Origin of the sequence: Desulfobaculum xiamenense, assembly GCF_011927665.1 — a bacterium.
Lineage (GTDB): Bacteria > Desulfobacterota > Desulfovibrionia > Desulfovibrionales > Desulfovibrionaceae > Desulfobaculum > Desulfobaculum xiamenense.
Genome location: NZ_JAATJA010000002.1, coordinates 837,593 through 862,851, shown reverse-complemented (window position 1 = coordinate 862,851; position 25,259 = coordinate 837,593). Strand labels below are relative to the sequence as shown.

The 25,259-nt window shown below is 66.6% G+C and carries 16 protein-coding genes; 7 read left to right on the top strand and 9 right to left on the bottom strand.

The window, feature by feature from the left end; genetic code table 11:
- Positions 1-5: 5 nt before the first annotated feature.
- The 5 genes from GGQ74_RS11680 to GGQ74_RS11660 are packed head-to-tail and all read left to right on the top strand — an operon-like array spanning position 6 to position 8,037.
- Entirely contained in the window at positions 6-1,595 is a 1,590-nt protein-coding gene (locus GGQ74_RS11680; RefSeq protein WP_167941719.1) for a DUF2079 domain-containing protein, read from the top strand.
- Positions 1,592-2,875, top strand: a complete 1,284-nt coding sequence (locus tag GGQ74_RS11675; RefSeq protein WP_167941718.1) for an oligosaccharide flippase family protein — start codon at positions 1,592-1,594, stop codon at positions 2,873-2,875. Before GGQ74_RS11680 ends, GGQ74_RS11675 begins: the two co-directional genes overlap by 4 nt.
- A 12-nt stretch (positions 2,876-2,887) precedes the next feature.
- Complete coding sequence (locus GGQ74_RS11670; RefSeq protein WP_167941717.1) at positions 2,888-5,650, top strand: hypothetical protein; 2,763 nt, start codon at positions 2,888-2,890, stop codon at positions 5,648-5,650.
- Complete coding sequence (locus GGQ74_RS11665; RefSeq protein WP_167941716.1) at positions 5,643-6,917, top strand: oligosaccharide flippase family protein; 1,275 nt, start codon at positions 5,643-5,645, stop codon at positions 6,915-6,917. Before GGQ74_RS11670 ends, GGQ74_RS11665 begins: the two co-directional genes overlap by 8 nt.
- Positions 6,918-6,942: 25 nt before the next feature.
- Positions 6,943-8,037, top strand: a complete 1,095-nt coding sequence (locus tag GGQ74_RS11660) for a glycosyltransferase (RefSeq protein WP_167941715.1) — start codon at positions 6,943-6,945, stop codon at positions 8,035-8,037.
- 143 nt (positions 8,038-8,180) lie between these two features.
- On the opposite strand, the gene GGQ74_RS11655 is transcribed toward GGQ74_RS11660, so the two are convergent.
- From GGQ74_RS11655 to GGQ74_RS11625, 7 genes are all read right to left on the bottom strand, one after another.
- Positions 8,181-10,331: a hypothetical protein gene (locus GGQ74_RS11655; RefSeq protein ID WP_167941714.1), complete on the bottom strand. Its 2,151-nt coding sequence runs from the start codon at positions 10,329-10,331 to the stop codon at positions 8,181-8,183.
- Positions 10,332-10,751: 420 nt separating this feature from the next.
- Positions 10,752-11,102 carry a DUF2304 domain-containing protein gene (locus GGQ74_RS11650; RefSeq protein ID WP_167941713.1) on the bottom strand — a complete coding sequence of 117 codons (351 nt, stop codon included), beginning with the start codon at positions 11,100-11,102 and terminating at the stop codon, positions 10,752-10,754.
- Complete coding sequence (locus tag GGQ74_RS11645; RefSeq protein ID WP_167941712.1) at positions 11,099-11,836, bottom strand: glycosyltransferase; 738 nt, start codon at positions 11,834-11,836, stop codon at positions 11,099-11,101. Before GGQ74_RS11645 ends, GGQ74_RS11650 begins: the two co-directional genes overlap by 4 nt.
- The gene (locus tag GGQ74_RS11640) at positions 11,833-13,911 is read right to left on the bottom strand and encodes an STT3 domain-containing protein (protein WP_167941711.1); all 2,079 of its coding nucleotides are present in this window, start codon (positions 13,909-13,911) and stop codon (positions 11,833-11,835) included. The genes GGQ74_RS11645 and GGQ74_RS11640 overlap by 4 nt, the downstream gene beginning before the upstream one ends.
- A complete protein-coding gene (locus GGQ74_RS11635) occupies positions 13,896-15,887 on the bottom strand; it encodes an STT3 domain-containing protein (protein ID WP_167941710.1) in 1,992 nt (663 codons plus the stop codon). Before GGQ74_RS11635 ends, GGQ74_RS11640 begins: the two co-directional genes overlap by 16 nt.
- Positions 15,884-17,059: a glycosyltransferase gene (locus GGQ74_RS11630; protein ID WP_167941709.1), complete on the bottom strand. Its 1,176-nt coding sequence runs from the start codon at positions 17,057-17,059 to the stop codon at positions 15,884-15,886. Before GGQ74_RS11630 ends, GGQ74_RS11635 begins: the two co-directional genes overlap by 4 nt.
- A gap of 4 nt (positions 17,060-17,063) precedes the next feature.
- Positions 17,064-19,178 carry an STT3 domain-containing protein gene (locus GGQ74_RS11625; protein ID WP_167941708.1) on the bottom strand — a complete coding sequence of 705 codons (2,115 nt, stop codon included), beginning with the start codon at positions 19,176-19,178 and terminating at the stop codon, positions 17,064-17,066.
- Positions 19,179-19,403: 225 nt separating this feature from the next.
- On the opposite strand from GGQ74_RS11625, the gene GGQ74_RS11620 reads away from it, so the two are divergent.
- Positions 19,404-20,609 (top strand): type II secretion system F family protein, encoded by a 1,206-nt coding sequence (locus GGQ74_RS11620; protein WP_167941707.1) that lies wholly within the window; start codon positions 19,404-19,406, stop codon positions 20,607-20,609.
- Positions 20,610-20,619: 10 nt separating this feature from the next.
- Here GGQ74_RS11620 and GGQ74_RS11615 read toward each other — a convergent pair whose 3' ends face one another.
- Positions 20,620-22,878 carry a transglutaminase domain-containing protein gene (locus tag GGQ74_RS11615; protein WP_167941706.1) on the bottom strand — a complete coding sequence of 753 codons (2,259 nt, stop codon included), beginning with the start codon at positions 22,876-22,878 and terminating at the stop codon, positions 20,620-20,622.
- An 18-nt stretch (positions 22,879-22,896) separates the two neighbouring features.
- Here GGQ74_RS11615 and GGQ74_RS11610 point away from each other — a divergent pair, with 18 nt between their 5' ends.
- The gene (locus GGQ74_RS11610) at positions 22,897-23,781 is read left to right on the top strand and encodes a VanZ family protein (protein WP_167941705.1); all 885 of its coding nucleotides are present in this window, start codon (positions 22,897-22,899) and stop codon (positions 23,779-23,781) included.
- On the opposite strand, the gene GGQ74_RS11605 is transcribed toward GGQ74_RS11610, so the two are convergent.
- Positions 23,768-25,258: a GspE/PulE family protein gene (locus tag GGQ74_RS11605; protein WP_209280163.1), complete on the bottom strand. Its 1,491-nt coding sequence runs from the start codon at positions 25,256-25,258 to the stop codon at positions 23,768-23,770. The genes GGQ74_RS11610 and GGQ74_RS11605 overlap by 14 nt on opposite strands.
- Position 25,259: the final 1 nt, after the last annotated feature.

The following is a 25,259-nucleotide window of genomic DNA, read 5'->3' as shown; positions in this document are numbered from 1 at the left end:
CGCCAATGAACGATATTCCACGAAAAGCGGTACCCGCCACCCTCGCGGCATTCCTGATCATGGGGTCCATGGCCGTCCTCAAGCACGAATCGCTGCACGCGAGCATCGCGGACCTCGGCCTCGCCGTGGCCCACCTGCGCGATCTCGAACTGCGCGCATGGTGGCCGGTGGTCTTCTGGGGGCACTGCCAGCCGCTCAAGCCCATCTGGGCATGGTTCTACGGACTCATGCCGGACGGAGCGGGAGCGGCGGCGCTTCTCGTGACGCAGGCGGCGCTGTTGTGCATGCCTGCGGCGGAGCTGGCCCGCCGCCACGGCTGGACGGCCCTCGCCGCCTTCATTCTGTACTTCCCCCTCTGGTTCAACGGACTCTTCGACTTCCACCCAGACCACCTCGCGGTGCCGCTGCTGTTCGGCTTCCTCTTCGCGGCGGAGGATCGCCGCTTCGCCACGGCCTGCGCCATGGCCATGCTCCTCGCGCTGGTCAAGGAACCGTTCGCCCTACAAACCGCCGCCTGCGGCGCATATCTGCTCGTGAAGGAAGGGCGCGGGGCGCTCCCCGCCGCGCTACTACTCATCGTCTTCGGCTGCGGATACTTCCTTGCGGCCACGGGGTGGCTCATCCCGGCACTCGGCCCGGCGTCCGGCGGTCCACTCGGTTCAGGGGCCTTCGGCTGGATGGGGAGCACTCCCAGCGAGGCGCTGCTGTTCATGGTCACCCATCCGTTCGCCACCCTCGGCGCGATGGTCGATACTCCGGGGAAGCTGCTCTACCTCGGCACGCTGTTCGGGGCGCTCCTCTTCATACCGCTCCTCGCCCCGGCCGAGCTGCTCCCGGCGCTACCGCCCCTCGCGCTGGCCCTGCTCTCACAGGAACCGAACCATTACGGCATCGGCCACCACTACACGGCAGGGGTCATCGCCCCGCTGGTCATGGGCTTCATGCACGGACTTCCCCGCGCGAGGAAACTCCTCGGCACGACGCGCGCCGGACGGCATACGGCAGCCATCGTCCTCGCCGCGCTACTGCTCGGGCATGTGGCGCTGTCGCCTTCGCCCATCTCGCGCCTGTTCTGGACGGATAAGATATGGTCCTACGGCTGGCGGGCCTACGTTCCCACAGAAAGGGACGTGATGATCAGGACCGCGCTGCGCCGCCACCTCGACGGCGCGCAGGTGCTGTCCATGCAGAACACGCTGATGTGGGACGGCGCGCTTGGCGAACGCACGCTGCTGGTGTTTCCCGCTGGCGTTGCGCAGCCGTTGCGCTGGCCGGATTTCGATGCGCTGAGCCGCCGCGACCCCATCGCGGCGCTGGCCGGACGCGACACGCATCCGCCGGACCTGTTCCTCTCTGCGGATTGTGTGGTACTGGACCTGAAGCGTCCGTGGCATGTGGGCGACAGGGGATGCGCATGGCTGCGCGGACGCTGCACGGATGACCGCGCCGCAATGGAATTCATGGACATGGTCGACGTGGCGCGCAGGGACTTTGCCACGGTCTTCGAAAACGACGGGTTTCTCATCCTTCGGCGAGACCCCGCACAGGCACACCCGGCACGCCCCGCAGGCCGGACAGGCGGCGCGACATCATGAAACGCTTTCTCCAGCACAATTTCTTGATTCTGGTGCTCCTGAACTCCGGGAACCTCTTCAACTACCTGTTCCAGTTCCTCGTGGGCAGAAGCCTCACCCCGGACGACTTCGGCACCTTCAACGCGCTGAACTCGCTGTCGGTTCTCGCCTCGGCCCCGATGGTGGTCATTCCCCTCGTGCTGTCGCGCTTCACCATTTCCCTCGGCGTACAGAATCCCGCCGCACTGCGCAGCCTGCTCACCACGTCCCTGCGCTGGCTGGGGCTCGCGGCGCTATGCGTCTTCGTGCTCGGCACCTTCCTGCTGCCCGGCATCCGCTCGTATCTGCATGTGGAAGACTCCACGCCCGTATTGCTCATGCTGGCGCTGACAAGCCTGAGCTTCATCATGCCCGTCCCGCTCGGCATGCTCATGGGCCTGCAACGCTTCACCGGGTTCGGCCTCGGCTCGTGCATGTCGTCGGTCGGGCGCTTCTTGGCCGCGCTTGCGCTGGTGGCGCTACTGGGGCACGGCGTGGGCGGCGCGCTGGTTTCGGGCATCGTCGGCGTCGGGGCCTCGCTGGCGCTGGCGCTGTTCTTCCTGCGCGACGTGGCGAGCGGCCCATCCGAACCGCTGCCCAAGGGCATGCTGCGCGAGGTGGGGTGGTACACGCTGCCCGTGCTCGTCAACGCGGCGCTGCTCATGGCGCTTGGCAATCTCGACCTCGTGCTGGCCCGGCACTACTGCCCGGCCGACGCATCAGGGCACTACGCCATGGCCGCCGTGCTCGGCCGCATCGCCTACTACCTGCCGAGCGCGCTGCTCATGGTGCTGTTCCCGGAGGTCACCAAATCCCACGAATCCGGCGAGGACAGCGTGCGCACGCTGTGGCTCAGCATGGGAATGACGCTGGCGCTCGGCGGCGGATTCGCACTGGTGTGCGGCCTGTGGCCCGAGCCGGTCATCAGCCTGCTCTTCGGCGCCAACTATCTCGACTCCGCCCCCGCGCTGCGAATGGTGGTGGCGGCGATGGCGCTCATGGCCGCCGCCAACGTGTTCTTCACCTACTGTCTTGCCTGCTCGCTCTACGGATACCTGTGGATTCTCGGCACCGGGCTTGCCGGCATGATCTCGCTCATTTCCTTCTTCCACGCCAGCCCGGAGGAAATCGCCGGATGCCTGCTGGCGTCATCGGCGGCCATTCTCGCGGCCACGGCATGCTGGTTCCTCGTCGTGGGCATGAAGGCCGAAAGCCGCAGACGCATCGTGCTCAAGAGCAGAACCATCGAACAGGCACCCTGACGGAGGCGCGCCATGGTCGGCTTCCCTGCCCTACTCCGCACCCTGCGCGCCGCAGCGCAACCGGCATGCCGCGCGCTGCGCTGCGTTCTTTGCGCCACGCTGCTCGCCACGTGCGGACAGTCCGTGAGCGCCACGCCCGCCGACGCGCCCGAGGGGTGGACCATCACCCTCGCGACAGAGGCCACGCTACGCCTGAACGCCCGCGTCATGCCGGTCATGGGCGCGGCCACCGTCGTCAGGGCACAGCGGCGGCTCTTCGATGCGCATGAGAATATCGCCTGCCTCGACGGGAACTGCCCGCAACGTTCGTGGACCTTCGACCTAACCGACGCCCCCGCGGACATCGAAAGCCTGCCGCTGATCGCTGTGACATGGACGCAGGGGCAGGGCTTCCAGACCCCGGAAATTTCCGTATCCGCCACCATCGTCCGTGATGAGGGCGACAGTCCGCTTGAGGCGGCCTACGCGCCGTTTTCCAAGAACGACACGCTCGCGGCGCAACACGTTGACCTCGCGTCGACCCCCATCGTCGCCAAGGATTCCTTCTATCTCGCCAAACGCGAAACGGGCCTGCCGGACTCCGGCGCATGGCGGCAGGTTCTCGACGGCGGACGCATCGTGCTTCAGGGACGGGTGGACATGCCGCTCGCCGATGCGCAGATCGTTCGCATCACCTCCGTGCGGGGACGCGAACCGGATACGATCCAGTTCTCCCTGAATACCAACGCATTTCCCGGCCGCGACACCTTCCTGTACTCCGGAGAAATTCCCCGGCGCGACGAAAGAAATGGCGACACGACCATCACCACCCTCGACCTGCGCCCCGCCCTGCGCAACAGGGGCATCGACATCGATTCCGCCACGCTCATGGAGCCGATCATGTTCCTGTCGCCGCAGGACGCGGACTCGCCTGGTCCTGCCGTGCTCGACATCGACTTCCACCGCCCGCGCATCACCCACGGCCTGCGCCCCATCGGCGGCACGGAACACGTCCACGGGGACGGGCGAACCCTCGTCGTGGACCTGCGCGACGCGCTGGACGGACTCGACGGCGAACGCGGCAGACTGGAACGGCTGAACGTGACCATCCACCCACGGCAAGGCCAGGCCGTCACACTCGATGGCATCCGCCTCGTCAAGATCGCCACGCGCGAGGTGCCCGCCATCGACGATCTCGTCGGCACCGCCCTGTCCGACTGGGACAACCCCGTCCCTACGGAATCCCCATTCAGCCGCCCGGTCTCCTTCCGCATGCTCCGCGCCCTCGAATCGGACAATCCGACGAGCGACGACTGGCGGCCACTCTTCGCGGACGAACGCCCCGTGTCCGGCCATCTGTGGCGCGGCATCGTCGGACCGCAGACCTTTCCCATCATCTCCGGAACCATCGGGTACGCCTCGGGCGGCGGATATCCCCACGCCAAATACTGGTTCGACTCCGCCCTGCGCCCCCTCGACCCGCCCATTCCCCTCGGAGCGACCATCCGGGGCATCGACATCACCGCCCTCGCCCAACCGCGCACGACATCCGACGCCACTCCCGGAAAGGACACTACGACGCCCGACGGTCCATGGCGGCTGGTGCTCATGGACGTTCTCACCACGGAGGGCGAAACTCCGGCGCTACCACTGGCGCAACGCGAATGGTGGACCAGACAGAACCACGTTCTGCTGCGCACCGCCAAGGGCACCGTGACAAACGCGGCAGACGACGGCCGGATGACGCTCCTCGCGCCGCGCGAAAGAGACGGATACCGGGAATGGATATTCGAACTGCCGCACATGGCGGAAACACTACGCTGGACAAACCTCGCCATTCCCGAGGCCCCGCCGTTCCCGAGCACGCTCACCCTGCGCCTCGACGGCGTCGATCACCTAATCACCGATGCGCCATGCGACATAACGCTCGACGATTCCCCCGCGCGCTCGCTCCAGCTCGTGCTGCGCCACTACGGCGGCGAACCGTTCATCCGCTGGCAAACTCCCATGATTTCCGGAATCGGCATCCACAACGTCGTCCCGCGCGACCTGTGCGCAAAGCTTCTCGCCGTGGACGGGGTCCGCATCGCGCAACCGCTTCCCCTCGTCGACGACTGGAATGGCGGCTGGACTCCCGTCGCCGACCTCCGCCTTCCGGCGGGCACGCACACGATACGCCCCGTCGCACATCCGCTGTTTCGCATCGACGCCATCGCCTTCGACGGCGGCCCAGTCGTCCTTGTCGCCGAGGCGAAAAGACTCCCGACCAATGCCGCCAACGGCACGGCGGCAACGCTCCCCATGCTGCCGCTTCTGCTCGGCACGGTGGCAGTCGTCCTCTATCCGCTGTGGCGCAGGCGCACGCTCTCTCTGTCCTCGCTCCGAGCCATCATCGACAGATACCGCATCCGTTCGGCGGCCATGCGCACGGCGCTTCCTGCGACTGCGGGAGCGCTCCTCTTCTGCGCCGGGCTGTTCCGGCCCGACGCGCGCCCGGCACTCTTCCTCTGCGGCAGCCTCGGCACGGCGCTGGCCGCCGTGATGGTGCTGGACCGCACGGCACCGCCCCTTGGCCGCTGGATTCCATCGCTTCGCACGGCACTGGACACCCGCACCGAATCGACGCCGCTTTTCGGTGCGGGTCTCGCCACCGTGCTCATCGGCCTTTTCGCGGGGCTCGGCATGCCCGCGTATGCCGAATTCGCCGCATTCAACCTGTTCGTGCTACTCATCGCCGGATGCGCACGGTTCTCCGCCAAGTCGCGCGCCGCCACAACCGGAGCCGACGATGCGTAGCCGCCTCCGGGAGCTCCTGCCCCAGTGGCTGGCCGCCGCGTTCGTCGGCGCGGTGTCCATGCTCATCAGCTTTGCGCTCGGCCGCGTCCTCGGTCCCGTCGCCTTCGGCGACTACGCCACGGTCCTCACCGCGGCGGCGCTGTTCGGCATCGCGCAGGATGGCGGCTTCCGCACCCTCATCTACCGCGAAGGCATACGCGTCAGCCCGTCCATGGCGCGCCACGCGCAGACCCTGTCCCAACGCGCCGTAAGCCACGCCCTGTACCTCAGCGCCATCGGGATGCTCGCGGCGGCATTCACGCCGCCACCCTACGGCCCGAACGCCGCAGCCGCCGTCTTCTGCTTCGGCCTGCAAACGCTGACCGGCTTCGTCTCCTCCGGCCTGCGCGCGGACGGACGCTTCGGACTCGACGCCGCATGGCAAGGCGTCTGCCGTACGACCGGCGCACTGGGCATCGTCGCAGCGCTCGTCGCCGCACCATCGCCAGCCGCCGTGTTCATCGGCTGGGGCGCAGGGCTCACACTGCCCATCGCCATCGCCGCCGTCCTGCGTCCGCAGGCCCTGAAACCATGGCGCACTCCCGGCTGGCTTGCGGCTGCGGAACTCCGCTCGGCGTGTCTTTCGTTTCTTCTCGTGGACGCGGCCACCACGGTGTACTACAAGTGCGACATCATCCTTCTCCGGCACATGGGACCGGGCGCCGCGGACACCGGCCACTATGCGGCGGCATACAGATTCCTCGACGGCATCGTGCTCCTCGCCGCGCCGGTCGGCGTGGTCTGGTTCAGAAGACTCCGACAGCTCATGAACGATCACGGAGAATTCATGAAGGAACTGCGCAGCACCTGCGCCGCGCTGACTTTGGCCGGTGCGGCCATCCTCGCAGCGGGCACGCTGGCCGCCGACTGGCTGGTCGGCCTGACCTTCGGCCCCGGCTACGAGGCATCCGCCCGCCTGCTCCCGCTACTGCTCGCGTCCCTCGTCTTCCTCCTGCCCGCAGGCATCCTCACGCAGGCCGCCATCGCCATGAACATGGAGCGGTTCTACGCCGTCACGGCGTGCCTCGCCGCAGCCCTGAACATCGCCCTCAACGTCGCGCTCATCCCGCGTTTCGCCGGAAGCGGCGCGGCCATGGCGACCATCGCCACAGAATGCTTCCTGTGCGTCACGCTCGCCGCACGACTTCGCCGCACGCTCGCCCATACGTCATCAGCCACACACGCCCACGCAGAAGAAGGTCCGTCATGCACGCCAAACGTGAGATAGCGTCCAACGCCATAGGGAGCGCACAATGAGTGCGCCGCTGGTCATCCACGACGCCTTCCGCTTCCCCGGCGGCGGCGAGCGTGTGGCCACCCACGTAGCCAAACGCTTCGGCGCGCGCATCGTGACCAGCCACATGGAGCACTCCGCGTTCCCCGCCGGATACTTCGATGGCCTCGACATCACGGATCTCGATGCCCTGCGCCGCTCGCCCATCAAGGCCCGGCTCTCACGCACGCTGACCCTCGGCAACGCCTTCGCGCACATGCCGCAAACCAGCGCCCCATGGACGCTCTTCAGCGGAACGATCTGCCCCTTGGCGCATGCGCGCGTGGATGGACGCAGGATTCTCTACTGCCACACGCCACCGCGCATGCTCTACGACCTGCACGAGGCCACGCTGGCCGCACTGCCGCCATGGCAACGCCCGTGGCTGCGGCTGGTAACGCGAATCTTCCGTTCTGCCTACGAACGGGCCATGGCAGAGATGGACGTGGTCATTGCCAATTCGGCCACGGTACAGGAGAGGCTCCGGCGCTACCTCGGCATCGAGTCGGAAATCATCCATCCCCCCTGCCCCACGCAGAGCTTCCGCTTCATCGCGCAGGACGGCTTCTACCTCTCCTGCGCGCGGCTGGACCCGCTCAAGCGGGTGGACGTCATCGTCCGCGCTTTCGCCTCCATGCCGGAGAGACGGCTCGTGGTGACATCCGGCGGACCGCAGTTGCCCGCGCTGAAGGCCCTCGCACAGGGGGCACCGAACATCGAATTCACGGGATTCGTGGGTGAGCGCCGCCTGCAAGAGCTGGTCGGCTCCTGCATCGCCGCCATCTACATCCCGCGCGATGAAGACTTCGGCATGTCCCCCGTGGAATGCATGGCCGCCGGGAAACCCGTCATCGGCGTGAACGAGGGCGGCCTGCGCGAGACCGTGGTCCACGGCAAGACGGGCCTCCTGCTCCCGCCCTCTCCCGCTCCGGATGATGTCGTCCGGGCCGTCGACGCTCTCGCTCCGGCGCAGGCACTGGCGATGCGCGACTCGTGTGAACGCAGGGCCAGCCGCTTCTCGACCGCAGCCTTCGACGAACGGCTGCACGTACTCACCGCCGCTCACGCGCGCTGACCAGCGCCTTACGTCATCCCCCTTTTCTTGCAGGTCATTTCCCCGCACCTCTCGCAATCTCCCACGCCAAACAACAACAGGGGCCGCCCGGCTTTCGCCGGACGGCCCTGGTTGAGGTTCATGTTTTGCGTTGTGGCTTGTGCTTATCTCTTTCTGCGGACGAGATAGGCGATGGGCACGAGAAGCATGAGCACCAGTTCGATGCTCCATGCGGCAGCCGGGTTGAACACGCAGCCGCCGTCACCGTCACCGCCACCGGAGGTGGACGACACGCCGCTCACGAAGCCGCTCGGATCGGTGATCTGATCGGCCGTGGTGTCGGCATCGTACGCACCATTGTCGGCGATGGTGAAGTACAGGTTGTAGTCGAAGGCCTGGTTGAGCTGGAAGTTGCTCGGGATGAAGTAGCCAGGCGCCGTGCTAAACGACAGCCAGTACTGGCCTTCGGCCAGGGTGCTGGTGCCCGGGTTGTAGGTGAAGGACGACGTGCTGTTGGCGGTCTGGGCGGACGAGACGCCGCTCACGGCCGCACGGGCAGCGGTGTAGAACTTCGTGTAGGTACCGATCTCGGACGGAACCTTGCCATGGACCTGCGAGCCGTCGATCGCGCGCTGGAAGATGCACAGATCGCCGGGGTTGGTCGCCGCAGGCAGGGTCGCCACGAAGGAGGTCAGGTTCGTGACCACGGCGCTGCTGGACAGGCCGAACTGCGTCACGAGGTCATCGGAGGACTTGTTCAGCACCGCGCTGGCGTCGGAAGGAATGTTGCTCGTGTCGATGGCCGTTGCGGCACGCACGGTCACGCCGGAGGCCAGAGTGCCGAAGGCGCTCAGGATCGTGGTGATGTCCGCCGAAGTGGTAGCCGTGGCAGCGGGAACAACGAAGGCCACATCGGTCATGACGACCATGCCAAGGGTCTTGTCGCCTGCCGCGCCGTAGGCCGTGGTGGAGTTCGACGTACCAGCCGCAACCCAGATGCCGACGACCACGTCGTCAACCTTGCGGCCAAGGAAGTGCGCAAAGTAACCGTCGCTCGCGTCGAGCAGGGTTGCGTTGCCGTGGGTTACGCCAGCGAGGCTCGAAGACGTGGCCACGCTGAAGGTCATCTCGTCCATGTCGGCCAGCGAGAGGGTGGTCCCGTTGGCGTCATCGGAGGTGGCGTTCCAGCACACGTAGGTCGCGTTACCGTCGGTCACCTCATTGTCGGACAGCAGGAACTTGCCGATGCGGCCCTGTGCGGTCGCGTTGCTCTCGCTGGAAACCGCGCTGGCGAAGCCCTTGCCAATGCCAACGAACGTCTTGGAGTCGTTATCGAAGTCGGTCTGCGCAAGGAGTTCGGCGTCCTTCAGGGCGATGGCGTGCAGCAGACGCGCGTTGGCGTCCACGCCGTAACCCGCGAGGATGTTGCCGTTCTTGCTCAGATTGGCCTTGGAGAACAGCTTGATGGGCGCCGTGCCGGTGGTGGTCACTTCCACGTAGCCGGTGGTCACGGTGCTGTTAAAGGTGGTTTCGGTGCTGACAGCGGCGCCGGTGCTCGAACCGGTGTCGAACTTGTACAGCTTGCACGCGCCGTCGTTGAAGGTCAGGGTGCCGAGGTAGGCAGCGCCATCGTCGTCACCATCGCCTTCGGCGGCGTAGGCATAGTAGTACCACGTGGACGACCCGAAGGTCGTGTTGTTGGAGATGGACTGGTTCTGGAACATCACGCCGAAGCTCGGACCATCGGCAAACGGCATTGCCGTGCTGTCGATGGGCGTGCGACCGATGCCCGCGAACAGACTGAAGTCCTGATTGCTGATGAAGTTGTAGTCGAAGTAGTCCGTGGTGTTGTCGACGCTCTGGGCGTAGTTGTCCAGGCGGACGAGACCGTCGAGACCGTAGGAATTGGTGGTTCCATCCCAGTCGTCGTCAGTCAGGTTGCCGGGATCGCCCTCGAAGGCCCACGAGCCACCGTACCACTTCGTGGCGTTGTTGGCGAAGTCCACAGCGCCAGCGGCAATGTCCGTGGTGGAGGTGCCGGCGAAGTTGAACACCGTCACGTCCGCGGTCGACGCGGTACCGAAGCCGTTGTTCTGGGTCGTCGTGGTCGGGTCATCGTTCGGCGCATAGGATTGGATATCCCCTCCCCAGAAGACGGACGGAGTGGAGGTCGTGTTCGATTCACCCGTGAACTGGATACCGGTGAATGTCCATTTGGTGCCATTCAGGATCGACGGGGGCGTTCCCGCGAGCGCGGCACTCGCCATCACAACGAAGCTCACAGTGAGCAGCCAAACCAACCGTTTCTTCCTCATCGCCACCTCTCCTTTGTATGTTGAAAATTATTGCCTTGCGAACAGAGCCTACCCCTCGATTTGATTGGAAAAACTTCCCACAAACGCCACAACTCCAACAAACACCATGCATAAGCCAATGAATGCAGCGCATTAGCCTACACATAGCGACCACTTTACCTTACTTTTCATGTCGATTCAATACGCACCTCAAAAAATATGCGTCACTCAACACTTTTTGGATAAACATGCCTACACATCTTACCTCGTAACTTACTATCACTACATATGTTTTGAAGTATATTGCATTCAACAACCCATTTTTACTGAAAAAATACATCGTCATCCAAATCGCAAAACATTCCAAGCCCATGTCAATACACGCAAAAAGGGGGTGGTCCAAACTGGCCACCCCCTTTACATGCGAATCGCGCGGACGCGTCAGTCCGAATCGGAACGCTCCCTGCGCCCGCCTTCAAGGAGCGCCACCTTCTGGATGAGGCGACGCAGGTCCCGCTCCTGCCTTGAGCGGTCAATATCCATGACCAGGCACTTCACGCCGAGCAGCACGAGGGCCAGAAGCAGGATGAGCGTTGGCGGATACGCCACGCCGAGATGCTGGGCCACCCAGTCGGACAGACGGGGAACGAAGGCCAGCGGGATGACGATCCCCGCGACGACGAGCCACTGGAGCGAATAGCGCGTATGCAGCAGGTCCTTGCCGACGAGAAACAGGACGCACACCGCAAAGGCGATGCCTATGGACGCCGTGGTGAGCTGATAGGAAATCATGATTGCCCCCTTCCGCCACGGGACCGCACAAGTCCCCGGACTCGGCTGCCGTACGTCGTTCGCGTTGCCGACAGCACAAGGCTCAGCGCCATGTACGAGGCCACGGCGCGCCATGTATGAAACACGCGGGAATGACCACTGGCACGCGGGCACATCTGCACCCGGCGCTCCACGATGGTCAGTCCCGCATTCTGAAGCAGGAGCAGAACGCCCATGTCCTGATAATCCAACAGGGTCGCCGCGCTGGAGGCCAGCAGTTCCACGCAGCGTGGCCCGTAGGCCCTGAAGCCCGACGTCAGATCGCGAATGCGCAACCCGCTGACCCTGCGAAACAGCCACCACGCGAAACGCCGCAGCAGGCTACCGCGCTCCACGCAGGCCCCGATGACCACATCGGCCTCGCCAGCCTGCACCGGGGCAAGGAGCATGGGGATGTCCGCCGGATCATGCTGGCCGTCGCCGTCCATGCTCACGACCACGCCGTAGCCATTCTCCTGCGCGTAGCGCATCCCGGTCTGCAAGGCCCCCCACGCCCCAAGGCGTAGCGTCAGGCTCAAAACTCCCGCCCCCGCGCCACGGGCTCGGGCCGCCGTCTCGTCATCGCTGGCGTCATCAACGACCATGACCTCCACGCCGGGAACGGCAAGAATGCCCCGCACCACCTCCGCGATGCAGGCTTCCTCGTTTCTGGCGGGAACCACTACGATCACCGGACATCTCGCGTTGTCGCTCACGATGCCTCCCCGATCACGCGCCACGCGCCGCCGTGCCCCGGCCGCACGCTCACGGCCCTGAAATGCCCACGCGTGCTCTCCGGCCGAAACAGCAGACGCAGCGCAACGCTATCGAACAGTCTCCTGCTCACGAAATACCCGAATTTCTCGTCATGGACGGCTATGAACACCGGTCCCGGCTGCCCCGTCTCCGTCACGGCAACCTGCCCGTCCCGCACATCCACCATGCCGCCGACCTCCACATCCCCCCGCCCCGCGTAGCGCACGCGCCCGGCCGCCCGGTCCGGGACAAGCTCGGCGAGGGGCTGCCTGTCGATGACGAACCCGCGCCCCGTGGGATCAATGCCCCTTGGCGCCCTGCGTCCGAAATAGTCCCACCAGTAGGCCATATCGAGGGTCCGCCCATTGAGAAACACCCCCACGGCGATATCCGGAAACAGAAACTCGCGCAGGTCGTCGCCCCACGGTATTCCCCGCCGCGCAAAGGCCTGCGGCGCACCCTGCGGATCGGCGAACACCTCGTCCACCAGCGCGAGAACGCCAGAGCGCCCCCCGAGTACCTCCGCGAGGATGTCCATACCACCCTCGCCATGGCGCGCGATGAAGCGCATCCAGCGCGCCGCGGTTCCCGGATCGTCCTGCGCCAGCGGATAGGCCGTGGCGAAGAGCAGCCCCGGTCCGGTGCGCCCGCCGTCGCACACGGTGGGCAACCCCGCGTAGTTCTGGATCATGTAGCCGTAGTCCCACCAGCTCCAGACCCATCCGCCAGCGGGCATCTCCGAGGCGAGCGCCCGGATGCCTTGCACGTCCCCCGCGTTCACGGCGGGGCCGACCCAGCGCGTGGCGCAGCGAACCATGCCGGGGGCCAGTAGCGCGACAAAGGCGAGAGCGAGCATGGCATCGCGCAGGCCGGGCACGGCGGCCAACTGCGGCATGCGGAACAGCCGCGCCGCGGAGACGGCCAGATGCCCGTATCCAAGCGCAAGCACCGGCGTGGCGAAGATGTAGAACCGCGACGAGAACACACTCACCGCGCCAAGCGCCATGCACGGCAGCAGACAGAGCACGAACAGCGGTCGGCGGACCGAAAGGTGGATCAGCCCGACCAAAGCAAGGCACACCGCCCCCCAGCCGCCAAGGATGGCCGCCCCGGCGTCCTGCATGTCCGCCGTCCCGAGTTCCTGCACCGAACGCCCGACGTCCGGCATGGACGAAGCATCCATCCCCGCCACCAGCCGCAGATGGTCTGCGGCGGAAAGCAGCATGCGCGGCCCGGTATCGACCACCCCGCCGAGGTACAGTGCCAGAAAGCCCACACAGGCCACGGCCGCGGCGGCGATGATGAGCTTCACCCCGCGCTCGAAGCGATGGACCGGAAGGTGCCCGGTCAGCGCATAGGCTACGGCCGCAACCGCTGCCGGAGCCACCCACGCATGCCACCACGCCGCCAGCACGGTCCACGTGAGGGCCATGAATCCGAAATGCCACCAGCGGGCGCGTCCCCGCTCGCTCACGAATCCGTACAGAAACAGCCCGGCGGCGAGCACCAGCGACGGATTCAGGCAATCCGTGTCGAAGAATCCCGGTCCGGCGCGAATCATCCAGTGCTCCGCGCAAAAGGCCGCGAACGCCGCCACCAGTCCCGTCCACGCATTCCCGAGCATTCGCCCCGCCAGCATGAGCAGCAGCGCAAGGCTCATGGCGAGCATGGGGGGGAGTTCGTAGGCCGCGGCCTCGTAGCTCCCGCCAACGCCGTTATGGACCCACGCCGTCAGCGCAGCGAGAAGGGGCGGCGGATACGGCCTTGGCGCGCCGCGAAGTTCGTCCACGGGCGCGTACACACCCTCGTTCATCTCCCGCGCGAGGCGCAGGTAGTAGTACCCATCGAGATTGCGCAGGAGCGGACGTCCCTCCTCCGCGAAGTTCGCGGCGTTGTCGGCGGTGTTCCAATGCTGGACATAGAGAACGGCGCACAGGTACGCGAGAAAGAGCACCCAGCCGAGGACCAGCAGGGGCCTGCTCTCGTCGAGTCCCACCGTCTCGCAGCGCCGCAGTATGCCTAGATCACCCGCCATACGCCTCCAAACCTCGAATCGTAGACCACGGGACGGAAATGCCGCGTTCCGTTGGGCTGGATGAACAGCAGCCTAAACAACGTGGTGTCGAGATACGCGCCATCGACGAGGAACAGGTGCGGCAACGCGGCGATGTCCACCACAGCCGCCTCGCCCCCGGCGTCGAAACGCCGCACGCCGACCCCGTCCGGTCCCACATGGATGACGCAGGACAGCGCGCGGTCCGTGCCGCCGCCCACCAGCCGGCCGCTACGCAGGCGCAGGCGGTACTCGGAGCGCGGCAACGTCTCGAAGACCGGCTTCACGCCCTGTCCGCCGCCCACGTCCCAGCGCCCGAAATAATAGATCCACGGGGCCTTATCCATGGAACTCATGGGCAGGTACACATACACGTCCGCCTCGGGGAACAGAAATTCGGCAAGCTCCGGCTGCTGCAATCCATACCCGGCAAGGATGCCCGGCACGTCCGCCCCCTCGGCGAAGACCGTCTTCAGGAATTCCACTGTGCGCTCCGGCGTGCCGAGCATCATCTGGATGTAGCCCAGCGCCCCCGGCCCACGCGCGGCGAAGAAGCGCATCAGGTTGCGCGCCTGCGCCTCGTCCGGAGCGGCCAGCGCCCATGCGGCGGTGAAGGTGTTGACGGGGTCCTGACTGCCACCGTCGAAATAGGGCCTACGCCCCGAAAAATACTTGAGCATGTAGCCGTAGTCCCACCACGCCCAGACCACCGTGTCCCCGGCCGGAGCCTCGCGCAGGACCGACGCGAGAAGCGCCTCGGGCTTAGCGAATACGGGCGGTGTCGCGCTGTGGAAGGCCCCCATGACCGGCACCGACACAACGCCCAGAGCGACCAGCGCCACCGCCCCCTGCGCGACGCGTCGCCACCTGCGCACCTGCGCCGCAAGGACCCACGCCTCATGAACCGCCACGCCAACGCCAATCCCTACCACGGGCACCAGAAACAGCATGAAGCGCGCGGAAAGGAAGGCCATGGTGCCAAGCACAGCAAGCGGCAGCAAATACAGACACTGTCTCGGTCTGCGCCACACCGCCAGCCCGGCACCGATCATTCCCACGAGAAACGCGGGAAGCCAGCCGCCCACGTATCCAGATATCTCCGAAAAGTCCGGCGGCTTGAGTTCGCCAATGGAGACGGCGACCGACGGATAGACCAGTTCCTCCCCATGCATCACGAGATGCAAATGGTTCAGCGCGGCCTCCATGGGCACCACGGCCCACACGGGAAAAACCGCCAACCCGCCCACGAGATACGCCGCCAACCCACAGGCCATGAGTGCGGCAAGGGCGATGCGCGAGGCACGCTGTGCGCGAGTGGTCGCAAACGGCAGCGACAGCACGTGGCAGCAGGCCACCAGCCCGGCGAAGACCGCCGCCCCGGCCCGCCACCACCACACGAAGACGCCAAGCACCGCACACATGAGGCCCAGCCACACGAAGCGCCGCTGCCCGGTGTCGGTCTCGAAGCGCATGAACAGCCAGCATCCCAGCCCGACCAGCAGAATGTTCAGGCAATCCGTGTCGAGGTAGCCGACGTTGGCCCGCACGTGCCAGTAGGGAACGGACAGCCCGATGACCGCCGCGATGAGCGTCGCACCGGGATTCCCGGTCAGCGTCCGCCCCCAGAGCACATAGACGCACGCCGTCAGCGAGGCCACCACCGGCGGCACGAGGCAGGCCACGGTTTCAAGCCCCACGCCGGAAAGCATCGCCACCCACGCCGTCAAGGCGGAAAGAAGCGGCACCGCCGTGGGCGCGGCGCGGCCCTCGAACACACCACGGGCCAGATCGAGAAAATGATAGCCGTCCGTGGCGCGGAGCATGGGCGCACCGTTGTAGAGGAACAGCGGCTGACTGCCGAGGAAGAGCCAATCGTCCACGAAACTCGCCAGCCCGTAGGCAAAGGCGAGAACGAAGAGGGCCGTCCATCCCCATGTCGCATGCCGCATCGCCGTCATCGCGCCTCCGCCGTTTGCCGCAGGGGCATCGCGACATGCCCGAGCAGCTCGCCGTACACGTCCGAAACGCTCTCGCGCACCGGACCTATGTGGAAGAATTCGTCGAAGCGCTTGCGGGCCGCACGCCCCATTGCCTCGCGACCGGCAGCATCATCAAGCAGTGTGCCGATGGCGTCCGCAAGCGCGGAAGCGTCTCCCGGCGGGACCACCAGTCCCGTCACGCCATGGTGGTTGACGAACCCGACGCCGGAACCGGGGATGTCCGTCGATACAACCGGCAGCCCGTAGGCCATGGCCTCGACCATGGCCACCCCAAAAGCCTCGGTCCGCTCGATGGACGGCAGGCAGAACACCGTCGCCTCCGACCAGTGCCGCCGCAATTCCTCATCACTCACCCGACCGGGCAGCGACACGCGGCAGCCAAGCTCCAGCGCGTCCACCAACGCCTCGACACGCCCACGCATGGGTCCGTCCCCGGCGATGACCAGCCGGGCGTCCTCCAGCCCACGCATGGCATGGACCAGATGTTCGAAGCCCTTGTAGTAGGCGAACCGCCCCACCGCGAGCACCATGGGCACCCGGCCGCGCCCCGCGCCATCTCGCTCCCGAAGGGAAAACTCCACGCGCTCAGGAGCGACGCCAAGCGGCACCACTCGACACTTGCCACGCACCCGCCGCAGGGCGGCGCTGGTTTGCATGTACGGTGCGGACGTGGCGATCACCGCGTCCGCCCGCTCAAGCAGCATGCGCTCGAATACGGCATAGGGAGCGTAGAGGCGGCGCAGCCCCGCATCGTGCGCCGAGGGCACCACGTCGGAGTGCCAGTGCAGCACCAGCGGAATGGACTTGCGAGCCAACAGCATCCAGAACGCCGAGACGTTCGGCACATGGGCATGGACCACATCGGGTCGAAACGAACGCAGCGCACGCGCCAGCTCCCAGCCGAAGCCCGGCGAAAGCGGCGTGTGCACAAGGGTTCCGAAAGTCCGCACCCGGCGCACGAGTACCCCGTGGATGACCTCCGTGAGGGGCGGCGCGAACGGCCGATCCCCGTGAGCGAGGACCATGACCTCGTCGCCGCCGCGAACCTGCTCACGAGCGAGGTCCGCCACGAAGTTCTCGATGCCCCCCGCATGCGGGGCGTAGTACTTGCCGAGATGCAGAATCCGCATGGCGCTACAGTCCCTCGTAGATGCGCACGAACGGAAAACCCTCGTGTACCAGCCGGAAGGAGCCTTCCAGCCCCTTCTCTCCCGGCGGAGTGATGAGCAGTTGCACCAGCATGCTGTGATACGCCGCATCATCCATCACGAACGCCTGCGAGGCCGGTTCGTTGATGACCAGATGCAGCCGCCCGCCGCCATAGGAGTGGTAGTCCCGCCCCTCCCCCGTCAGTTCGTCCACAGTGGCGAGCCGCACGGACGAGCCGTCCATAGTCAGGATGCCGGTCTCGAAATCCACACTGAAGTCGCCGCGCAGCATGCGGCACAGGGCATGCCGCCCGGTTCCTGCCACGGGGTCCCATGATCCGAAGTAGGTGATCCACGAGGCCAACGCCAAATTCTCCCACGCCACCACGAGATAGCGCGGAACGGGAATCGGCGGAACAATCTCCTGCGTGGCGAGGGAATCCACGAAATCCCGCACGTCCTCGGCGCTCATGCGGTCCCACTTGTCCCACGGCTCGCCACGGAAGATGGCGCTGTAACGCATAATCTGCGCCGCCTGCATCGGGCTTGGCGTGGCGAGAACGCGCGCCAGCGGATACAGAAAACGCCCCGTATGACGCGCGCCGTCGGCGAAGGTCCACCGTCCGCCATAGAACATCGTCGCATAGCCGTAATCCCACCACGTCCAGATCACGGAGTGGCGAGGAGTCTCTTCGAGCCGTTCAAGTGCCTGCGCGTGCTGGGGGCGCAGCACGGAGGCCACGGGAATGTCCGCATAGCCCGAGACGGCCGGGATGAGCGCCGCGAGGCCGATGCCCGTGGTCACCACACCCGCAAGCACGCGTCGGCGCACGCCGCCGCCATGGGCCAGCCACAGCGCCAGCGGCACGGCCAGCCCGATGGCCACCACCGGGCCGCCGAACATCGAGAACCGGGACCCGAACTTCATGGCAAAAAACGACAGGATAGCCAGAGGCAGCAGGAACAGCGCCGATGGCCGCACGATCACCAGCACGGCGAAGCCCGCCAGTCCGGCCACGGCCGCCCATGTCGAAACGCCCATGCGCTCAATGGTTTCCGAAGGGGTGACGTTTCCGGCCTCAATGATGCTCTGGACCACGTCGGGATACACCGGCGCGGACGCGTTCTGCGCCCCGTCGGCCTCGCGCTGGGAGGCGTCCCAAAGGTCCACGGCCGAGGCCTTGGCATAGAGCTGCACCTTGCTCGCCACGGAACCGCCTAGGCCAAGGACCGGCGGAGCCAGCACCAGCACCGCGAGCAGGAATCCCGCCACCAGCGCGCTACGGCGCGTGGCCAAAAGCTCCCACTGCGGACGCATGAGCAGCGCGACAGACAGCCCCGCCGCGAGGGCAAGCCCGATCATGCCGTGCAAGGCGGCCAGCCCGTAGATGCACAGCCCCAGCATCAGGCGCGTACGGTAGCGCGGATACCCGAGCAGGACCACGAGGCCCGCCGAAATGATGAACGACACCGCATAGGCATTGGGAATGTCGTGATGCCACTGCCCGCCCAGCAGCACGGCCGTCGCGCCGATGCCGAAGGGCCAGCCCGGTCCGGGCGGCTCGCTGTCCGGATCGGAGTCCGGCCTGCGGGTGAGGATTGTCAGCGGCGAACGCAGCCACGGCGAAAGCCACACCGCCAGAAGCAGGCAGTGCGCCAGCGGAAACAGGAGCGTCGCCATGTCCGTGTCATAGTAGCCGAGGCGGCTACGCAGGAAATATCCCGAAGCGAGGGACGAAAGCATTCCGGCGCACAGCGCGGCCTCCGGAGCGCCAAGAGCCAGCGCCCACAGGGCCGCGACGACGGAGACCAGCCCCCCGGCCACGGCCGGTGCCCAAAAGCCGACCGATTCCGGCTCCGCCCCCGTCACACCGGAGACGACCTCGACAACGCGCGCCAGCGGCGCTCCGGTGCCAAGGCCGACGCCTCGCGCTCCGGCCAGCCACGCATAGGCATCATGCGTGGCCATGACCCGCCGCCCGTCGACGAACAGGTCCGGCCTGTCCCACTTGGGCGCATCCAGCGCCCTAACGCCAAATCCGGCACAGAAGGAAATGCACACCCAGAGGGCCACGAGCACCATCTCACCGCGAAAACGCACCTGGAACCTCCCGCGTAACGTGAAGCCTGGCTTGCCTTTTTCCGCAAAAAGCATGTACCGTGTCGTGTGACCGCCCTCCCGCACATGTTCGGGCAGGACGAAAAGCGGAACAATCGACGCATGCCGTCAGAGTGTCAGGGACAAATCCGATTCTCACATATTAAGAAGATATTCGGTCAATCTGTCAACAAAACTTCCTGAAATACGAAAGGTTCACACACGAGCATGCCCACATTCCACTACGTTGCATTCGACGCCGACAACCGGAAGACGAAGGGATACGTGGAGGCGGACAGCCCCGCACGCGCCATGACGATGCTTCGCGACAAGGGGCTGACGCCGCTCAAGTTCTCGCCGGTGGCCGAGGGCGGCTCCGCCAGGCCGGGGGCCATGCTGTCCCGCCTCATCGGCAAGGGCGGCATCCGCATCTCGGAATCGTTCTACTACCTCGGCATCCTCATCCAGAGCGGGCATTCCCTCGCCAAGGGCCTCGACCTCATCGGCAGAATGACCACGGGGCGCGGCTCGCGCATCTGGCTCGACATCCGCGACAAGGTGGAACAGGGCACGCCCTTCTCCCGCGCGCTGGAGGACTATCCGCGCCAGTTTCCGGCCGTGTACGTGGGCATGATCCGCGTCGCGGAAAGCACCGGACGCCTCGGCGCAGTGCTCGAACAGGTGGCCCGCAACGAAGAGCGCCGCAGCGAGGTGCAGGGGCGTCTGGCCACCGCCATGGCCTATCCGGGGGTGATCCTGTGTGTGGGGCTTGGCGCGGTGTGGTTCCTGCTGGCCAACGTGCTCCCCAAGATCGCCACGATCTTTCAGGCATCGGGCAGCGAGCTCCCCGCCACCACCAGCATGCTTCTCGCCGTGAGCGGGGTCATGGAATCCCTCGGCGCGGGCGTGCTCCTCGTTCCGCTCGCCCTCGCGCTCGGCGCTGTGGCGGCGGTGCGGCGCATCCCTGCGGCCGGGCTTCTGCTCTCGCGCATGACGTGGCGGATTCCCGTGGTCCAAAAGTTCCTGCTCGCCCGCTTCTCGGGCCTGCTCGGCTTCCAGATCGAGGCGGGCATCCCGCTGGTGCAGGCCATGGAAAGCTCGGCGCGGGCGGTGCCGTCGCCCTTCCTGCGGGCAAAGATTCTCGAAGCGCGACAGGAGGTCGCCGCCGGGCGTCCGCTGGACAAGGTTCTCGAAGCGCAGGGCATCTTTCCCGAAGTCTACATCCTCACCCTCGCCTCGGGCCAGCGCACCGGCCAACTCGGCCCGTTCCTCACCCGCGTGACGGGCATCATGGAGCGCGACGTGGACAACGTGCTCAAACGCATCGTCGCCCTTGCCGAGCCGCTGCTCATCCTCGGGGTGGGCCTCGTCATCGCCTTCATCGTGGTGGCCATCCTCGAACCCATCTTCAACCTGACCACGCTGGTCAAATAACCACGGTGCCCTAGCCGAGATCGCCAGGCGGGCCGCCCGCCGGAAGATCCAACGGCAGAACTACGGACACGCCGCCCCCCGGCGCGATGTCCACCGTGCGGATGCGAACGTAGGGCTGCCCCTGCGCATCCCGCCGCACCAGCGTCAGCAGGTAGCGCCCGGCGGGCAGGCTGAACACCGTGGCCCCACGCGCGACGTCATAACGCATGTCCGGATCGTCCAGCGGCTCAAGGCCGCCATCGAGCAGCGGACGCGCCAGCAGCATATCCCGCCCGTAGACGGCCGCAGCCCCGGCCACACGGCCCTCCTCGTCCTCAAGACGCAGCTCCAGCTCGCCACGCTCGCCGTACCATGCGGCCACACGGGCATCGTCCATCGCGTCCGCACGGCCCGGATACAGCGGCCACCAACGCCCGCCGTCCAAATATTCCGCCCAATCCGCATCACGTAGCATCCGCGCCGGATGCCCGAGGCTGCGCAGGATCGCCACGGCAAAGGCCGCGCGCTCACGCCTGCCCGCCGCCAGACCGGTTTCCAGATTCTGGAGTAGCGTCAGCGGTGGTCCGAGAGGACCGGACTCCACCACCCGTAGCTCTCCCGCAGCCAGCACTGCAGCCGTGGCCACGACTGGCGCTTTGCGCCCCGCAAGCGACGCGAAACGCTCGGCAAAGGCCCGTCGCCAATGCGAATGCGGCTCGTCGTCCACCCGTCCGGGCATGACGAAGGCGGCGAAGGCGGCGTCCCCCTCACCGGACACGCCGCGAAGCCCGGCGATGAGCCGCGCCTCGTCGGCCGCCGCGTCCACGTCCATAGCCACGAGATCCTTGGCGCTCATGCCAAGCAGGCAGTCCAGAAGCGTTTCACCGTCCGCAGCATCGGAGCGCGTCAGGAGGCGCAGCACCTCGTATCCGCGCCGCCCGGCGGCGCGGACCTGCACCATGGCCTCGTCGCGTCGCGCAAGACCACCGCGCTCCATGACCGCCGAAGTGATGCCCGCGATGGCCGCGAACTCGTGCAAGCGCCGCGCCTCGACCACGTTCATGTATTCGCTGCGGGCGGCGCGGATGGCCTCGTACGCCGAGCCGAGCGCCTGCGCGATGTCCGGATACCGTGCGAAACGCACCCAGCGGTCGCCCTCCGGCAGGCGTTCACGCGCGAGGTCGAGGGACGCGCCGCCAAAGCCGCCCGCCTCCACGCGCACCCACGCATAATCCGTACGCCCGTCACGCCCCGTACCCAGCAGGTAGTCGCCGCCGCCCACGTCCATGGCCCCCCGGCCCCGTCCGTCGCAGACGATGCGCCCCAGCCGCCGAAATCCCCCGCCTTCGGGCACGAAGACAATGGCTTCGGCTGCGGGCACGGGCCGCCCCTCGTCGAAAATCTCCACGGCGATGGTTCCGTTTGGCGTGTAGTGCTCCGTGCGGTTGTAGACGGTGCATCCCCTGCGCGTCGCAAAGACGGGCTCATCCGAAGGGCCGTTCCCGTAGGCGGGCGCGATGGCCACCGCCGCGCTAAGGGCAGGCGGAATGAACCAGCCCACGCCGAAATCGGAATCCATCTCGCCTGCGCCGATGGGCCACCAGCCGCCCTCGGCCCATATCTCCACCCACAGATGATTGCCGTCACTATGTCGCCACGCGGGCACGAGGCATGGCCGGGCCGGAATGCACACCGCCCTGCACGCCGCGATGAACGCGATGGCCAGTTCCTCGCAGCGCCCGGACCCGCGAAGCAGGGTATCCATCACGCCCTGATCGCGCCGAGAGCTTGGAGCGTAGCCCGCCCGCGAGAACAGCCAACGGTTCACGGCCAGCGTGGCCCTGCGAATATCGCCACTGGCCACGGCCATGGGCGAAAGCTGTTCGAAGAAACGGCGGCGATGGGGCTGGGCCGGTTCCTGCGCGCTGCGGTGAGGCACCACGTAGCGCAGGAAGATGCTCCACGGGATGGACGGGCCCCATGGCGTGGCGCCACGGGCGATGAAGGCGTAATCCACGTACTCGGCCAACTCGTCGGCGCTCATGGACACAGCGTCGGCCACGGGCAGGTTCGCGACGAGAAACCACGCGGCGCGGTGACGCGGCGTGCCCGGTTCGTAGAGATTGAGAAACTGGAGAAGTTCCGGCGCGTTGTCCCCGGCATCGGCAAGAACACGCTCCACGCGCAGGGCGGCTTCCTTGGCTCCGGCCGCCTCATCCGGTACGATGAGATCGTGTCCCGCCTTCGGTCCATGCGCCGCGCAACCGACGCACAGCACGCACAGAACCACGGCAAGGAGCCTCCACCCATGACCAGTCCGCCGTGCACCGAGCTTCGTCACCATCCCCTCCCGTGGATCGCCGCGGCACTCGCCTACTGGGCGGCGTCCGCAGCCGGTCATGACATCGTGAGCCAAGCCTACGGCGTCCTCTTCGAAACCTTCGGCCGGCAGACCATGGAACACGCGCTAAACGCCATGAGCATCGCGAGCGTCGCGGCGCTTGCTGCCGTCCCGCTCCTCGGCCCCCGCGCGGACCTGCGCCGCAACGCCACGCTCTGGGCGGCGCTGCTCGTTCTGGCCTTCGCGCTGGACGCCACGCTCATCGTCACCAACGTGGAGCGCATCCACTTTCCCCAGTACGCGATACTCGGCGCGCTCCTGTTCGCGGGGCTTGGCGACGCGGCCGCAGTCCTCGTCGCATGCGCCCTGCTCGGCCTCGGCGACGAATTCGCCCAGTTCGCGCTCAATGCGCACTATACGAAATATCTCGATTTCAACGACTGCCTGCTGAATCTCGCAGGCGCGGCGATGGGGATGGTGGCGGCGCGGATTCTCGGATTCGGGCTGAACGTGTCGCGGCGCACACGGCAGGCGGGCCGAGCCGTGGCGCTCGCGCTGGCGGGGCTGACAGCATTCGCCTGCGCGGCGGCCCTTGCCGATGGCAGGTTCCTGTTCCACCACGCGCCGGACGGCGGTTTCGATCCCTTCCCGGTCGTCGACGGCGCACGACGCATGGTGCTGTCCTTCGTGCAGAGTGACGGATTCTGGACCGTGTCCGAGCACGGCAGGCGCTACCACATCCTGTCACCACAGGCCGGAGCGGCGCTGCTGGCGGGGCTGACGGCACTGCTCATCCGCCTGTGCGAAGCGCCCGGAGCATCCCGCGTGCGCCACGCCCTCACAGACGCGTGACGCGCAGTACTTCCTCCACTGTGGTTCGTCCGGCGGCCACGAGCTTCAACCCGTGTTCGAGCATGGTCACAAAGCCCTTACCACGCGCGTAGTCCTGAAGCCTGTCCACGCTGGACTTGGCGAGGATAAGGCTGCGCAGCCCCTCGTCCACGGGCAGAAGTTCGAAGATACCCTGCCGCCCCCGGAAGCCCGTGCGCATGCAGTGCTCGCACCCCTCGGAAACGACCTGCTCCATGACTGCGGCCCCGGCCTCGCCCAGAAGCCGCCGCGTCTGTTCGTCCACGGGACGCCGCGTGGCGCACTGCGGACAGTTGAGCCGCACAAGGCGCTGGCCCATGGCCAGAGACAGGGACGACGCCACGAGAAACGGCTCTATGCCCATTTCCAGAAGGCGCGTTACGGCGGTGGGCGCATCGTTGGTATGCAGCGTCGCCAGCACGAGGTGGCCCGTGAGCGAGGCCTGAATGGCCGTGCTGGCCGTCTCCTCGTCGCGGATTTCGCCGACGAGGATGATGTCCGGGTCCTGCCGCAGGAAGGCGCGGATGGCCCCGGCAAAGGTCACGCCCGCAGCGCGGTTGACCTGCACCTGATTCACGCCGTCGAGATGATATTCCACCGGGTCCTCGACGGTCATGATGTTGCTCGTCTCGTTCACCAGTTCCGACAGCGCCGCATAGAGGGACGTCGTCTTGCCGCTGCCGGTGGGACCGGTGACGAGGAGGATGCCGTGCGGCGCGGACGCGGCCTGCCGAAACAGCGCGAGATTGTCGCCTTCCAGCCCGAGGTCCGGCAGCGAAAGCACGGTCTTGGAGCGGTCGAGAATTCGCAGCACGGCCTTCTCGCCCTTGAGAGTCGGCACCGTGGACACGCGAATGTCCACGTCCTTGTGCCCCACGCGCACGCGGATGCGTCCGTCCTGCGGGGCGCGCGTTTCGGCCACGTCCATCTCGGCCATGACCTTAATCCGCGCGAGGACCGTGGGTTGCAGCCGCCGATCTAGCTGCCGCACGGTGTGCAGCACGCCGTCCAGCCGGAAGCGCGTCATGAAACGCCCTTCGCTGGCCTCGAAATGCACGTCCGACGCGCCCTGACTCACGGCCTGCTGGATGGTCTTGTTGACGAGGCGGACGATGGGCGCGTCGTCGTGCCCCCAGCCCAGCAGTTCCTGACTGTCGTCGCCGATGTCGATGTCGTCGTGGTCCGCGCCGTCCTGCTCGCCCTCCTCCTCCCACAGGGCCAGTGCCTCTTCGAGGGCGGGGTAGAAGCTCTCCTCGGGCACCAGCTCCGTACGCAGGCCGCACCCGAGCATCCAGCCCAGATAGTCGGCCTGCGCCAGCGCTCGTTCCTTGAGCACCCACACCGTCAGTTGCTCGTCATCCATGCCCACGGGCAGGAACTCGTTGCGCTGCGGGAAGGACAGGTAGGCCTTCACCGCCGCGTCCGGCAGGCTCTCCAGCCTGATTTCGCCAACGGGCATG

Excerpts from the sequence above, each read along its gene's own strand:
- GGQ74_RS11680 (WP_167941719.1), top strand. The coding sequence starts at position 6 with ATGAACGATATTCCACGAAAAGCGGTACCCGCCACCCTCGCGGCATTC.
- GGQ74_RS11675 (WP_167941718.1), top strand. The coding sequence starts at position 1,592 with ATGAAACGCTTTCTCCAGCACAATTTCTTGATTCTGGTGCTCCTGAAC.
- GGQ74_RS11670 (WP_167941717.1), top strand. The coding sequence starts at position 2,888 with ATGGTCGGCTTCCCTGCCCTACTCCGCACCCTGCGCGCCGCAGCGCAA.
- GGQ74_RS11665 (WP_167941716.1), top strand. The coding sequence starts at position 5,643 with ATGCGTAGCCGCCTCCGGGAGCTCCTGCCCCAGTGGCTGGCCGCCGCG.
- GGQ74_RS11660 (WP_167941715.1), top strand. The coding sequence starts at position 6,943 with ATGAGTGCGCCGCTGGTCATCCACGACGCCTTCCGCTTCCCCGGCGGC.
- GGQ74_RS11655 (WP_167941714.1), bottom strand. The coding sequence starts at position 10,331 with ATGAGGAAGAAACGGTTGGTTTGGCTGCTCACTGTGAGCTTCGTTGTG.
- GGQ74_RS11650 (WP_167941713.1), bottom strand. The coding sequence starts at position 11,102 with ATGATTTCCTATCAGCTCACCACGGCGTCCATAGGCATCGCCTTTGCG.
- GGQ74_RS11640 (WP_167941711.1), bottom strand. The coding sequence starts at position 13,911 with ATGGCGGGTGATCTAGGCATACTGCGGCGCTGCGAGACGGTGGGACTC.
- GGQ74_RS11635 (WP_167941710.1), bottom strand. The coding sequence starts at position 15,887 with ATGACGGCGATGCGGCATGCGACATGGGGATGGACGGCCCTCTTCGTT.
- GGQ74_RS11630 (WP_167941709.1), bottom strand. The coding sequence starts at position 17,059 with ATGCGGATTCTGCATCTCGGCAAGTACTACGCCCCGCATGCGGGGGGC.
- GGQ74_RS11620 (WP_167941707.1), top strand. The coding sequence starts at position 19,404 with ATGCCCACATTCCACTACGTTGCATTCGACGCCGACAACCGGAAGACG.
- GGQ74_RS11610 (WP_167941705.1), top strand. The coding sequence starts at position 22,897 with ATGACCAGTCCGCCGTGCACCGAGCTTCGTCACCATCCCCTCCCGTGG.
- GGQ74_RS11605 (WP_209280163.1), bottom strand. The coding sequence starts at position 25,258 with ATGCCCGTTGGCGAAATCAGGCTGGAGAGCCTGCCGGACGCGGCGGTG.